This window comes from Rickettsia endosymbiont of Rhinocyllus conicus (assembly GCF_964026465.1).
GTDB lineage: Bacteria > Pseudomonadota > Alphaproteobacteria > Rickettsiales > Rickettsiaceae > Rickettsia.
Genome location: NZ_OZ032155.1, coordinates 174,938 through 188,634 on the forward strand (window position 1 = coordinate 174,938; position 13,697 = coordinate 188,634).

A 13,697-nucleotide genomic window follows, 5' to 3' on the forward strand; every position below is an offset into this window, starting at 1 on the left:
TATGTCAAACAATAAAATTGAAATAGATATATCCAACAAATATAAAACTCTTAATGAATTAGGCTCATTATTAGAAGATATTTCAAAAAATACTACTGCAAAAATTTTGGATTTAGGTAACATTCCTTTTAATTTAGATGAGAAAGTAAATGATAATCAAACATTAGAAAAAAAATTAGAAGAATTATTTACTTTAAATAAAAGCTTAAACCAAGTGTTAGTAGGAGGATGGGGTGAGGGAGTAAATCAAAAAATTATAAATAAAGTTTTAGAAATAATAGCAAACTCTGAAGAAAACAATATACATAGTCTTGATGTTAGTCATTTAGACTCTGAAGGTGTAAAAGCATTGATAGCGGTTTTAAAAAAAGGGGCAGTTTATGATATTACTGGTACCTTATATAGTACAACTAGCGTGCATTGGTTTCCAAGGACTCCAGAAATGAAAAAAGATTTGTTAGAAGCTATTAAACAAAACCAATTCATAACTAATTTTAAATTTAGAAATTCTATTGATAATGATTTAGAAAAGGAAATTAATATAATAACCAAAAACAATAAAGCAAAATTAGAAAGTTTATGGGAACAATTAAAATTATTTAGTGAAGATAAAAATGCTGTAGAGTTAAATAAATATTTAAAATTATACGAAAAATATGATCAAAGTACGCTTGAAGAGTTTTGGAATTATAACAATAAAGAAATACCGAATTTAAAAAAAATAAATGAGTATAAAAATGAAAATTTTTTAAAAATAGCAGGAATAGGGAAAGAAGGATATGGTGATTTATATATTTTACCGCCCGAAATAAAGCACGCTATATTTAATAAAATTAGTTTTTTTGATATAGATTATACTGTAAACAACTCACAAGAATCAAATGTGAATATGTTAGGTCAGGAAGTAGAAAACATTTAATTATTAGGAATAGGGATAAATTTATCCTTACTCTACGCAAATAGCGAATTACCTAAGTAATTTGCTATTGGCGATACTCTACATTTTCTTACCATACACTTTAAAGAAGACCAGTATAAATAACATACTAAATAACGTATTACAAAAAAAGAATAAAGACCAAGGAAGATATTTTGCACAAATGCCACCAAGAGCAGCTAAAACAATACGACTAACCGAGCTAAAAGATGCTATAATAGAATATTGGGTAGCAATAAATTCACTATTACAGAGATTTGCAAAATATATAGAGATAATAGTTCCAGCAAAACCAATGCAAAAATTTTGCGTAGTAATAGTTATTATAAATATCTTTACGTTATATCCGACAATAGCAAGGATCATGAACATAAGAGGTGAAAGTAATTGAATAATGCCGCCTATTAAAACGCTGCGTAATATACCGATTTTTGTTGATAAAATTCCGCCTAATGCTCCTCCTACTATCATGATAAGCAATCCGTAAGCCTTGTAAATAAAAGCTATTTCATGAGTAGTAAAAGTTAAATCTAATAACAAAGGTGAACTCATAGCCATAGGTATAGAATCAGCGGCTTTATATAAAAAAACAAACAGCATGATTAACAATAAATGCCGTTGTTCGTTCTTCAAGGATATAATACTGCTTTTAATAACTTCAAAATATTGTTTCAGATTTATTAAATCTTTCGTTCTATGAGATTGTTGTTTCGGCTTTGGTTCTTTAATGCATAAAACAATCATAGGTCCAAGAAGAGTAATACAAATAGCCAATTTATAAACAGTACTCCAATCAAAAATAACCGATATATATAAAGCACCGACGCTACCGAGTAACATACCAAGTCGGAATCCAATGCTACCGAAGGTAAATGCTAAAGAAAGTTCTTTTTTTGAAGTAGGTCTTTCAATGCGGTATGCGTCAAGTACAATATCCTGAGTAGCTGCACAAAAAGAGATAATAAATAATATAGTGGCTGTAATATATATATTATCACAAGGGCTAAAGCTTAAAAATCCGGTCATCGCTAAAATTAGGCATAGCTGTGATGCTATTGCCCAGCCACGCCTTGCTCCAAATTTAGAACATAAAAAAGGAATAGAATATTTATCAATAAAGGGAGACCATACAACCTTTAAACAATAAGGAAAAGCAGCAAGCGATATTAAACCTATTATATCGGTTGTATATCTTGCTTCGGATAATTGGTACGGAACGGTAAAAAAAATTAAATTAAACGTGAAACCGGAAATTAGACCTAAGAGCAGAATCCCAAGTAAATATATTTTATCTGTACTTATTTTCTTTATCAAAAACATATTATTTATATTGTATTTTTAAAGAATAAGGTGCGACCTTAGAAAATATCTTACCTACTACCGGTATTTTAGTTACAATACTACTAATGAAGAAAAATGATGGGATAACGTTACCTTTAATTTGAATTAATTTTTGGTTGGTATCAATATTACCTTTCATAGTAAAGTCAAAAAATGGTCCGTGTGCTTCTGCACCGGATAATGTAATTACGTTTCCTTGATAACTAAAATTACCGTTCATATCTTCAAATGAAATATTCTTATTATTGGTTATCGAGCTAAGAAGACCAGGTATTGAAACAAAAGAAACTAATCTTGTTAAAAAAGGAGTATCGGTTAAGGCAAAACGTGTTATATAGAATTTACCATCTAATATTGGTATTATATCGCCTTTTTTAACTTTATATCTTCTAGTATTCAGGTTAATTTTAGCATAACCGTCTTGCATAGAACTATACATCCCGAGCCCTTTAAGTAATGCACCGGCATTATCTGACTCAATTAACCATTGTTCATAGCTTTCTTGTGCAGTAAGAGACATCCTCACTTTTCCATTATTAGAAATATTGCTATTTAGAAAACCAGAGAAGCAGCGTACTTTATCACATTTAATTGCTAAATCAAAGTTATCTAAAATTACATTATCCTTTAATAAAATTTTATATATGTTAGTTTTTAATATTACATTACGTGTGGAATCACCATCTTTTTGTAAAAACTCCATCATATTAGAGTTTGAAAGATCTAATACGCTTCCATAAATTTCAGTATTTAGATTATGACTATCTATAGTTATTTTTCCGCTTAATCTTGTATTTTTATGATTGATGGAGAGCAAAGATATATTATAAGTATCTTTCTTAGCTAAGATATTACCACTAATTTTTAAACTATCATCCCCTGATAGATTAAATTCGATATTCTTATCTGAACCCTTATCACTTAATTTAGTATGGATATTTAAATTAGCTTTTTTACGCAACTGTTTGTGGATAGCTACTTTATCTATATAAAACTCTAAATTATCAAGGTTAGAATTAAGATCAATAGTTGCATTGTTATTTTGTTTCTTATATTCAAAATCTAAAACAGCACTACCTGACATTAATTTTAATATGCCAAAACTTTTATTATTTGCTGTAATATTACTTTTTATTTTAAGCAGGCAATTATTATTTTCATCTACCATATCGTGGTCGTAAGTAAAATTACTTACATAATTATTGATTTTACCCTTACCAGTAATATTTAATTGATTGTCTTTAAAAACACCTTTTGCCTCACCATGTTGTAATAATATATTATTACTTAAAGTATTAAAATTTATATCAGTTAATGTTGAGGTAACATTATAGCTATTATCGATTTCAGAATTGATAGGAATTATTATCTCTATTATTGAATTGGCATTTCCTTTAATTCCTTTCAAATCAATATCTTCATTTTTAATATTTTGATATGCGTCATTTGGGATAAAATCAACTAAATCACTAATTTCACCTTTAGCAGTAGCATTAAAAACAAATTGTGACTTAAGAGGTCCTTCCCATTTAAAAGTCATAATACCATTAGATAGAACGCTATTACCACTATAAGCCTCGTTAATCAAAAATTTTACCTCTGCCCCTGAAATAACTACATTAGTATCAACTTTAGTTAAAGCAGGTAAATCCTTATGATATTTATATTCAAAATTTGATATATGCAAATTTACTTTTAAATTATCGTCTTCTAAAATATTTTCTTTTAAAAATTTTCTATCTAGTTTAATGCTCAATTCGCCGTTTTGAATGTGACCTTGTTTTATATGCTCCCGCAAATACGATATCACAGGATTGTTAGGAATAATTTTTTCTACTGTTTGGTAAATTATCAGAGGAATATTTACTATATTGGCATTTGCATCTATGTTTTTATCAGTTATTTTACTGTTTAAAGATAAAGAAGCTTTGTTCCCAAAATTCAGCTTACAATCAGCTATTTTAGGGTTATTTTTTGTATTGCTAGTTTTATAAACACATACAGCTTTTCCAAGCGGCAGCCCTGCCCCTTTTTCATCTGTTAAAATATCACTTTTTATTGAAGTTAGGTTTATATTAGTTAAAATATTTCTTTGGAATATATTTAAGGAGTAATCACCATTTATTTGAGTATTTATAATTTCTTCCTTATTATTTGATATTACCGAAAATTGAGCTACATTAAAATATGCTTCTATTAATGAATTAGAAAATAGATTTTTGAAATTTAAAGTAATATCAAGGTCATTAATTTCCCCTTCAGCATTATCTATAAGATATAAAGAAATTTTATTAATTATTAAGTGATTTTCTTTAAAATTTAAGTCATCTATTACAGCTTTGATATCATTTTTACTTAAATAAAATTCAATTACTCTTTTTAAAGGCTTATTCATATGTCCATGATTTGCACTATAAAAAATTAAATATGCAATTAGAAACAATGCAGCAAAAGTTGTAAAAATACTAATAAAAGCTTTTTTGAGAAAATTCATTCGAGTTTATAAATCGATTAAAAGATAACGCAAGTTTTAGACTTGTAATATTTGTTAAATATAAAGTATAATCTAGAAAAAATCATCAAAAATTATGAATATTACATTTATTGGTAGCGGCTATGTGGGATTAGTTTCCGGTGTTATGATGAGCTATTTAGGTCATAATGTTACTTGTCTTGATAATGATGAAGCCAAAATCTCTAAGTTAAATAAGAAAATATTACCAATTTATGAAGCTAAACTTGATAAATATTTTACGCAAGCTTTGGAACATGAAAGGTTAAAGTTTACTAGCTTTTATAGTGATGAACTTAAAAATACCGAAGCAGTATTTATAACAGTCGGTACACCCTCTAAAGAATCAGGCGAAGCCGATTTAAGTTATGTTTATGAGGCAATAGATAAAGTTTCTCTACATATAAACAAAGATTGTTTAATAGTTATCAAATCAACTGTACCACCAAATAGTTGTAATAATATCATTAATTATTTAAAAGCAAAAGGCTTCTCATTTAATGTTGCATCAAATCCAGAATTTTTACGTGAAGGGAATGCTGTAGAAGATTTTTTATATCCTGATCGTATCGTGATTGGTGTAAATAATAAAGAATCAGAGGATATATTACGAAAGATTTATTTGCCTTTAACGGATAATGGAGCAGAATTAGTAGTAACTGATTTAGTTACATCAGAACTTATTAAATATGGCTCAAATAGTTTTTTGGCTACTAAAATTGCTTTTGTTAATGAGATGGCTAATTTATGCGAGAAAATTGGTGCTGATATTAAAAATTTACCTAAAGGAATGGGGCTTGATAAAAGAATTGGAACAGCCTTTCTAAATGCTGGACCTGGCTTTGGAGGCTCATGTTTTCCAAAAGATATCTTGGCATTAAATAGTATCATTAAGAATAATCACATAGATTCTAAAATTCTTGAAGCAGTGATTAGAAGTAATAAAGAACGTCCGAGTCTTATGGTAGATAAGATAGCTACTTTATTAGATGAAAATTTGAAAAGTAAAAATATAGCAGTTTTAGGCTTAACCTACAAAGCAGGTACCGACGATGTTAGAGCAAGTCCTGCAATTGAGATCATTAAAAATTTATTAGATAAAGGTGCATACGTTAAGGCATTCGATCCTATGGGTCTTGAAAATTCCCAAAAAACTTTTCAAAATGAAAATTTGTTATATCTAGATTCCGCAATCAAAGCTTGTGATTCTGCTGATGCTATAGTTATTACCACTGAGTGGAATGAATTTCAAGCACTTGATTGGCAGAAAATTTATAGTTTGGTAAAAACACCTATAATAATTGATCTACGGAATATCTTAAAAGCTGATAAAATGAAGAGCATCGGCTTTAAATATTATACAGTAGGAAGTAAGATTTAGCCCCAACAACGTCATTGCGAGGAGTCGTAGACGACGCGGCAATCTCAGGAGTTGTTATCCCGTATTATTTCATGAGATTGCCACGCTCATTTCACTCGCTCGCAATGACGATTTATACACTTTAACACTAATTAAAAATGCAAACTGAATTTATACATTTAAGAACTCAAAGTTCCTATTCTTTCTTAGCAAGTGCATTAACTACTGAAAAAATAGTAGAGCTTGCCTCTTCTTATAAAATGCCTGCTATTTGCTTAACAGATAAAGAGAATTTATTTGGATCGCTAGAGTTTGCTTTATATGCAATAAAGAAAGGTTTGCAGCCTATTCACGGGGTTATTTTAAATATACAATATGAAGCAAACGTTTTTGCAGAAATATTATTGATAGCTAAAGATGAAACTGGCTATAAAAATTTGCTTAAACTATCCAGTATCACCTTTACTACAAATGATCGTAAAATATGCAACCATATTACTTTTGAGGATTTAAAAGAATATCAAGAGGGATTAATAGCATTATGTTGTTATACTGAGGGTATTATAGGGAAATGCTTGCTTGCTAATAAAGAAGAACAAGCTGAAATGTTTGTACGAAACTTGCAAGAAATTTTTGGAGATCGTTTTTACTTTGAAATCATGCGACACGATCTACCGGAAGAGCAGCTTATTGAAGATAATTATATTAAAATAGCATCAAAATTAAATATTCCGCTTGTTGCTACCAATAAAGTACTATTCAGCAAAAAAAGCATGCATGATGCACATGATGTATTATTATGTATTTCTGCCGGTGTTACTAAAGAATATCCTGATCGTAAAACAGTTAGTGAGAATTGTTATTTTAAATCAGCAAAAGAAATGATCGAGCTTTTTGCCGATCTACCTAGTGCTATCGAAAATACAGTAAATTTAACCCAGCGTTGTTATTTTGCTGCCCATACAAATCCTCCAATGCTTCCTAATTTTGCTACTAAAGATATTAGTGAAACTGATTTAATTAGAAAAGAAGCAAAAGATGGATTACTTGCAAGACTTGATACAAAATTCAAATCTGAACATATTTCCATAGAAAATCAAGAAAATATTAAAACTGAGTATTTTGCTCGTCTTGACTATGAGCTAAATATTATATGCAGTATGAATTTCGCTGGTTATTTTTTGATCGTATCTGACTTTATAAAATGGAGTAAAAATCAAGGTATTTTAGTAGGACCAGGCAGAGGCTCAGGAGCAGGATCAGTTGTTGCTTGGAGCTTGCTTATTACTGATCTTGACCCTATTAAATTTGGTCTATTATTTGAAAGATTTTTGAATCCAGATCGTATTTCAATGCCTGACTTTGATATTGATTTTTGTCAGGAAAGACGAGAAGAAGTTATTAATTATGTACGTTCTAAATATGGTAATAATAGAGTAGGACAAATTATAACTTTCGGTAAAATGCAGGCAAAGGCTGTAATTAAGGATGTTGCACGAGTACTAAGCCTGCCATATAAATTTGCAGATTATCTAACTGAATTAGTACCGTTTAGTGCAATAAACCCCGTTACGCTTGAACAGGCAATACGAGAAGTGCCAGAGCTTGCCAATGCTGCTAAAGGTAACGGATTATATAATTTAGAGGGTGAGCTAGAATTAATTAAGCTAGTACTTGATACATCATTAATTCTTGAAGGGCTGCATCGCCACTCCTCAACACATGCAGCAGGAATCATAATAGCTGGTACTGATTTAGTTGATATAGTACCTGTCTATAAAGATGCTAACTCCGATATGTTGGTAGTCGGCTACTCCATGAAATATTGCGAGCTTGCTGGTTTAATTAAGTTCGACTTTCTTGGGCTGCAAACTTTAACTGTTATTACCGATTGTAAGAAATTGTTAAAAGAGCAAAATATAGAAATAGATTTTAACGATATGACATTTGATGATGAAAAAACTTATCAAATGTTATGTAAAGGTAAAGGAGTCGGCGTATTCCAGTTTGAAAGTGTTGGGATGAAAGATGCCCTTAGACGCCTTAAACCTGATTCCATACATGACTTAATAGCTCTTGGTGCGTTATATCGCCCTGGACCTATGGAAAATATTCCAACCTATATAGCTTGTAAGCATAAATTACAGCAGCCTGATTATTTGCATGAGTTGTTAAAGCCTATCTTAGAGGAAACTTATGGAGTAGTGATATATCAAGAACAAGTCCAAAGAATTGCTCAAGTTTTAGCTGGTTATACGCTAGGAGCTGCTGATTTGCTTCGTAGAGCCATGGGTAAGAAAATTAAAGCTGAGATGGAACAACAAGAAGAAATTTTTGTTAAAGGTGCAATAGCTAATAATATTTCTGAGGCTCAAGCTAAATCGATTTTCGCAACTGTTGCTAAATTTGCTGGTTATGGTTTTAACAAGGCACATGCCGCAGCTTACGGGGTTATCTCATATCAAACAGCATATCTTAAAGCTAATTATCCAGCAGAATTCGTAGTTGCGTGCTTAAATCTTGAACTAAATAATCACGATAAAATTAATTTATTCCTGCAAGAAGCAAAAGATAATAATATAAAAATCATTGCACCGAATATTAATATTTCAGGTGGGTATTTTAGTGTAAAGTCTGTCATACCGCGGCTTGACCGCGGTATCCATGGAGACCAATTAAAAGATACCGCGGTCAAGCCGCGGTATGACATTGATAGTTCTATAATCTTCGCACTTGGAGCTATAAAAGGAGTCACGCCGAATTTTGGTAAGCTAGTAACAGATGAAAGAAATGCAAGAGGTGCTTTTAAATCGATCGTTGATTTTATTGAGAGATTACCACCAAAAGCTATCAACAGTAAATTACTTGAAAATCTAATTAAAGCTGGCTGTTTTGATGAATTACATGATAATAGATTGCAATTATTTTCAAGCATTTCTAAGCTTCTTGCATATTCGGTTTCTTACCATGAAGAGCAGGCATCTAATCAATTTAGTTTAATTAAAGTTTCCAGCTTAAGTAAAGAAATCCTAGTCTCAAGTGATTACGCTGATAAGAATACTTTAACTTTTTATGAATTTGAGGCTATGGGGTTATTTATTTCAAATCACCCGCTAACAGAATACAAAGAAATATTCAATCGCTTAAATATCTTAAGCTCGGCTGACTTACATAATAATTTGCCTGATGGCCGTAATAGAGTAATGATTGCTGGTGTAATACAAAAGAAAGATTCTCGTATGTCAGCAAGAGGTAGATTTGTTACCCTAGTGCTTTCTGATCCTGAAAATATATTTGAGTTAAGTATTTTTAGCGAAGAAGTTTTAAAAGATTACGTACATCTACTTGACGTCAAAAGTCTAGTAGTTGTTAATTGCGATATCATTAAAGATGAGGGCGGTATTAAAATCACTGCTAAAAGCTTTTCATCAATTGAAAATGCAACTGGCAATCAGCAATTTGATTTACAGCTCTACCCTAAAAATGACGAAGAATTAGAACAAATAATTACTCTACTATCAGCATGTATAAATAACGACGAGCAGAGTAATACCACAGCTACAATATATTTATCAAGCAAATCAGTAAAAAATTTTGTAGCAAAAATTACGTTGCCAGAAAAGTTCTTTTTAAGAGGGCAAGATTTTGAGATTCTTAGTATTTATCAAAATACTTAAATATATAGTGATTTTATCTTTCTAAATCTGCTTTAGATAATTCTATAATTTTTATAACAGCATCTAATGGTATGCCTTCTTTTAGCATTTTCTTTGCCATAGTAATTTTTTCTTCTTGCATTTTAATATTAACTAGCTTTACTGCTTCCGCTTTTGCTTCTTCTCTTGCTTCTTCCTTTCCTTGTTGCATCCAATGGTGAGCTATACTTTTCATAACGTTTCCTCTTTTTTTAGGATTTAATTTTGATTTAAGTAGTTTTTCTACTTCTATTATATCACCTTGTTTAATTCTGGTCAAAGTGTAGCATAAAATTAGTTCTATATGATCAATACCGATATCAACTTTAGCGAATTTAGGCAAAAGATCAGCTACTTCTTCCCACCTTTTCAATAAATCACGTTCATGAATATGCTTCATAATGTCATTGTCAAATAAAAAGGGACCACTAAATTACGTGAAAAAGGGACCACTTTATTTAAAATTTTTTATGTCATATTACCTCCAGATTTATAGTTATTAATACGATAACTTTTACCTGTGATGTTTAGTATATGTGCATGATGTACTACTCGATCAATAATTGCATGAGTTAATAACTCATCAGCAAATATTTCATTCCATCTTTCAAAATCCTTGTTTGTGGTGATAATGGTAGATTTATTTTCATATCGTTTAGCAATAATATTAAAAAAATCATCTACTGAATGTTTTGGTAATTGCTTAAAACCTAACTCATCAAGAATTAATAAGTCAAATGATAAGAGTAATTTAACTTTTTTGTGATAGCTATTATCTGCTCTTGCAATATGTAAATTATAAAGCATATCCGATACCGTAGTAAAATATACAGAGTATTCTCGTGTTAAAGCTTTTAATGCTAATCCAATAGCAAGATGAGTTTTGCCAGTTCCAGAATTACCTATGAATATGACATTGCCCTTAGTATTAATATAATCACAAGTAGATAAATCACTTATTACTTTGGTATCAATACTTGGTTGGAACTGAAAATCAAAGTCTTCTAAATTTTTAGTTACCGGTAATTTAGCAGCATTTTTACGACGACGGTAATTATTATACTTACGGTGAGATTTTTCATCTTCACATAATAGTGAGAGAAATTCTTTAAATCCTAGTTTATTATTTTGAGCATAAATAATCCTTTCATTTAAGCTATTGACTATACCTGATAATCTAAAACTACGTAGGTCATTAAGCAAGTTCTGCATTCTGACCTCCAAACTCTGGCAATGGTAAGTTTACTGCATTACTATTTAAGATATTCTTAATTTTAGAGTAAGAACTTATACCGTAATGTAATGCTCTATGACAGGCTTTATCTATTAACTCATCATTGTAAACCTTACGTAAAGAAATAATACCTCTGGCACAACGTTGCCAATCATTTACTCGTGTTTGTTGTAATAACTCTAATAATAAACTGCAATTATTGCCTATCTGCTGCATTTGTTGTTGATAATGTTCGCTATATTCTATAAAACCTGGGCATAGACGTTTATATTTGGCATAATGAGACGGATTAGTGGTAAATATTCCTTTGCCATCTACTCTAACGTGCCTTGCTATTAAATCATTTTGTATAGAAAATATTTGAACAAGGTTTGGTGATAATTGTACCAATACTTCACTGTATATATATTTTGCTGGTACGGAATAATAATTATTATCTATGGTGATATGACAATCTTTTGCTACTTTTCGATTATGCCACGATGATAAATCAAACGTTTCTAATGGTAAGGGCATTAAATTATTACTTTCTTCTTGCTCAAATAGTTCCTGAGGAATTTTTTTAGTAGTACCATGTATTCGGTTATTTGCTTTATTTAACCAGTTTGCAAGATCGTGTATTAATTCTTCATATCTATGAAATTTACGTCCAGCAAAAAAATTATTTTTGACATACTTTATGCCTGATTCTACTTTGCCTTTTTCTTGAGGTTGATATATACGACAAGGAGAAAGTAAAATCCCATAATGATCAGCTAAACGTTTGTATTCCTTCTGATATACAGGCTCATAGAAATTGCTATCTACCACCCCAGCTTTAAGATTATCAAGTTTTATTGTCCCAAATTTGGGAGAAAAACCCCGCACTTGCAGTGCGTCGTTTTAACATATAGAATGTAGAGATGCAGTATTACAAGAAGATAAGCCACACAGTTTACGATTGCACTTATCATATAGTATGGGTGACTAAATATCGATATAATATATTGGTTGGTGATATTGGTAGGAGAGTCAAGGACCTAACCCAAGAGATATGTAAGGATAATGGAGTAGAGATATTAAGAGGGAAGATAGCTTCAAATCACGTACATATCTATGTATCTGTGCCACCTTATCAAAGTATTAGTAAGGTGGTACAGTATCTAAAAGGAAAGAGTTCAAGGAAGATTCAGCAGGAATTTCCAGAATTACGGAAACAGTATTGGGGTAAACACTTATGGGCTGTTGGATATTTTGTCAGAACCACAGGCAATGTGACTGACCAAATGATCAAGGATTATATTGATAAACATGAATCGAGAGATGATAAGTTTGGAAACTTTCAAGTTGAAAACTAGCTATAGCTAAGGCATTGATGCCATAATCTTAAGCCCTGCATTTGCAATGCAGGGTGGTTAACTACTTTTGGACTACCAGCAAAATAATTAAATGCATTGATATGACATTGTATCCATGTTTTACAACTTTGATCAAACACTACTTCATAATAATCAAGGCGACTATAGCTTAAACGCATATTAAACACATATGCTTTAACTCTACGCCCTTGGGCATTATACTGTAAGCCTATGTCACCAAAATCTACTTGTGCTTCCTCTCCTGCTAAAGTATGAAAACGAATGCAACTGTTATTCTGAATCTTATATTTTTTGATATAACGGGTTAGCGAACCATAACTTTTTGTATAACCTTGAATTTTTAACTCTTCAAAAATTCTTATGTAACTTAGATTCTTTTCTAATAACTCAATTATTTGTTCGTGCCAAGAATCCAGTGCTGAAGATCGTTCATAGGGTGCAGGATATTCTGTACCAGACTCTACGTAACGATTTATTATTTTTCTTACTGTTTTACGGTCTATCCTTGTTAGTTTGGCAATATTTCTTTGACTGTTGCCTTGCTTATAAAGGGTGATAATTGTTGTGTACATATTTATTCTTATCATTGTATCACTAGATATTTATTTTAATTAATTATCTAGTGAATATTGCACATTATAACCTTATTAGGTTACACCAAATTCTCTGGTCCCTTTTTCGTGCAATTTAGTGGTCCCCTTTACTTTAGCAATGACAAGATGGTACTGAGAATGCGTATGGTAAATACAACTCAACTTCTTATAGTGCTCAAGTAGTAGGAGGTTATAACTACTTATGGAAAGATAGTTCTCTTGCACCAATGGCAGGTCTAAGATTCACTAGAATTAAAGATTCCGGATATCAAGAGCAGGGGACTACTTTCCAAAACTTAACTATTAAGAAGCGTCAATATAATAAGGTTGAGGGTATACTTGGTGCTGAAATTAAGACGACATTCTATAAGGATGATTTCATAATTAGACCACAAGCCCATGCGTTTATTAATTACGACTTTAGTGCTAAAACACCAGCAATCGTTGCAGAGCTTAATGGTATTAACGAGCCATTACCAGTACAAACACCTAAGGCTACTAAAATGTTATATGATCTAGGAGCAGGTGTAGTAGTTAAGAAAGGTAATATGGAGTATGGAGTACATTATGGTCTTAACTTTGCTAAAAAATACCATGCACAAAGTGGTACTTTAAGACTTAAACTAAACTTCTAAAAAACTAACCTCAAATAGATAAAGGATAAGAT

General features: G+C 30.9%; 10 protein-coding genes and 1 pseudogene. 5 read left to right on the forward strand and 6 right to left on the reverse strand.

Annotation, left to right across the window (positions count from 1 at the left end):
- The first annotated feature begins 1 nt into the window (after position 1).
- The gene (locus tag AAGD54_RS00880) at positions 2-919 is read left to right on the forward strand and encodes a hypothetical protein (RefSeq protein WP_341794767.1); all 918 of its coding nucleotides are present in this window, start codon (positions 2-4) and stop codon (positions 917-919) included.
- A gap of 78 nt (positions 920-997) precedes the next feature.
- Here AAGD54_RS00880 and AAGD54_RS00885 read toward each other — a convergent pair whose 3' ends face one another.
- On the reverse strand, positions 998-2,257 hold the full coding sequence (locus tag AAGD54_RS00885; protein WP_341788652.1) for an AmpG family muropeptide MFS transporter: 1,260 nt from the start codon (positions 2,255-2,257) through the stop codon (positions 998-1,000).
- Position 2,258: 1 nt separating this feature from the next.
- Complete coding sequence (locus AAGD54_RS00890) at positions 2,259-4,772, reverse strand: AsmA-like C-terminal region-containing protein (RefSeq protein WP_341794768.1); 2,514 nt, start codon at positions 4,770-4,772, stop codon at positions 2,259-2,261.
- Positions 4,773-4,866: 94 nt separating this feature from the next.
- Between AAGD54_RS00890 and AAGD54_RS00895 the strand changes: the two genes are divergently transcribed.
- Together AAGD54_RS00895 and dnaE are read left to right on the forward strand one after the other, a co-directional pair.
- Complete coding sequence (locus tag AAGD54_RS00895) at positions 4,867-6,171, forward strand: UDP-glucose/GDP-mannose dehydrogenase family protein (RefSeq protein ID WP_341794769.1); 1,305 nt, start codon at positions 4,867-4,869, stop codon at positions 6,169-6,171.
- 137 nt (positions 6,172-6,308) lie between these two features.
- A complete protein-coding gene (dnaE, locus tag AAGD54_RS00900; RefSeq protein ID WP_341794770.1) occupies positions 6,309-9,827 on the forward strand; it encodes a DNA polymerase III subunit alpha in 3,519 nt (1,172 codons plus the stop codon).
- A gap of 13 nt (positions 9,828-9,840) precedes the next feature.
- Here the strand turns inward: dnaE and AAGD54_RS00905 are convergent, their stop codons facing one another.
- The 3 genes from AAGD54_RS00905 to AAGD54_RS00915 all read right to left on the reverse strand — a co-directional run bounded on the left by AAGD54_RS00905 (position 9,841) and on the right by AAGD54_RS00915 (position 11,946).
- Positions 9,841-10,245, reverse strand: a complete 405-nt coding sequence (locus tag AAGD54_RS00905) for a transposase (RefSeq protein ID WP_341794771.1) — start codon at positions 10,243-10,245, stop codon at positions 9,841-9,843.
- Between the two features lie 68 nt (positions 10,246-10,313).
- The gene (istB, locus tag AAGD54_RS00910) at positions 10,314-11,057 is read right to left on the reverse strand and encodes an IS21-like element helper ATPase IstB (RefSeq protein ID WP_341794375.1); all 744 of its coding nucleotides are present in this window, start codon (positions 11,055-11,057) and stop codon (positions 10,314-10,316) included.
- Entirely contained in the window at positions 11,041-11,946 is a 906-nt protein-coding gene (locus tag AAGD54_RS00915) for a Mu transposase domain-containing protein (protein ID WP_341794772.1), read from the reverse strand. The genes istB and AAGD54_RS00915 overlap by 17 nt, the downstream gene beginning before the upstream one ends.
- 35 nt (positions 11,947-11,981) lie before the next feature.
- Between AAGD54_RS00915 and tnpA the strand changes: the two genes are divergently transcribed.
- A complete protein-coding gene (gene tnpA / locus AAGD54_RS00920; RefSeq protein ID WP_341794258.1) occupies positions 11,982-12,416 on the forward strand; it encodes an IS200/IS605 family transposase in 435 nt (144 codons plus the stop codon).
- Here the strand turns inward: tnpA and AAGD54_RS00925 are convergent.
- Entirely contained in the window at positions 12,413-13,009 is a 597-nt protein-coding gene (locus tag AAGD54_RS00925; protein ID WP_341794773.1) for a helix-turn-helix domain-containing protein, read from the reverse strand. The two genes, tnpA and AAGD54_RS00925, sit on opposite strands and share 4 nt — an antisense overlap.
- 212 nt (positions 13,010-13,221) lie before the next feature.
- Between AAGD54_RS00925 and AAGD54_RS00930 the strand changes: the two are divergent.
- Positions 13,222-13,665, forward strand: a pseudogene (locus tag AAGD54_RS00930) (autotransporter domain-containing protein); the annotation flags it as partial.
- Positions 13,666-13,697 lie beyond the last annotated feature (32 nt).

Bases quoted from the DNA above. Each gene is read 5' to 3' on its own strand.
- AAGD54_RS00880 (WP_341794767.1), top strand. From the start codon at position 2: ATGTCAAACAATAAAATTGAAATAGATATATCCAACAAATATAAAACT.
- AAGD54_RS00885 (WP_341788652.1), bottom strand. From the start codon at position 2,257: ATGTTTTTGATAAAGAAAATAAGTACAGATAAAATATATTTACTTGGG.
- AAGD54_RS00890 (WP_341794768.1), bottom strand. From the start codon at position 4,772: ATGAATTTTCTCAAAAAAGCTTTTATTAGTATTTTTACAACTTTTGCT.
- AAGD54_RS00895 (WP_341794769.1), top strand. From the start codon at position 4,867: ATGAATATTACATTTATTGGTAGCGGCTATGTGGGATTAGTTTCCGGT.
- dnaE (WP_341794770.1), top strand. From the start codon at position 6,309: ATGCAAACTGAATTTATACATTTAAGAACTCAAAGTTCCTATTCTTTC.
- AAGD54_RS00905 (WP_341794771.1), bottom strand. From the start codon at position 10,245: ATGAAGCATATTCATGAACGTGATTTATTGAAAAGGTGGGAAGAAGTA.
- istB (WP_341794375.1), bottom strand. From the start codon at position 11,057: ATGCAGAACTTGCTTAATGACCTACGTAGTTTTAGATTATCAGGTATA.
- tnpA (WP_341794258.1), top strand. From the start codon at position 11,982: ATGCAGTATTACAAGAAGATAAGCCACACAGTTTACGATTGCACTTAT.
- AAGD54_RS00925 (WP_341794773.1), bottom strand. From the start codon at position 13,009: ATGTACACAACAATTATCACCCTTTATAAGCAAGGCAACAGTCAAAGA.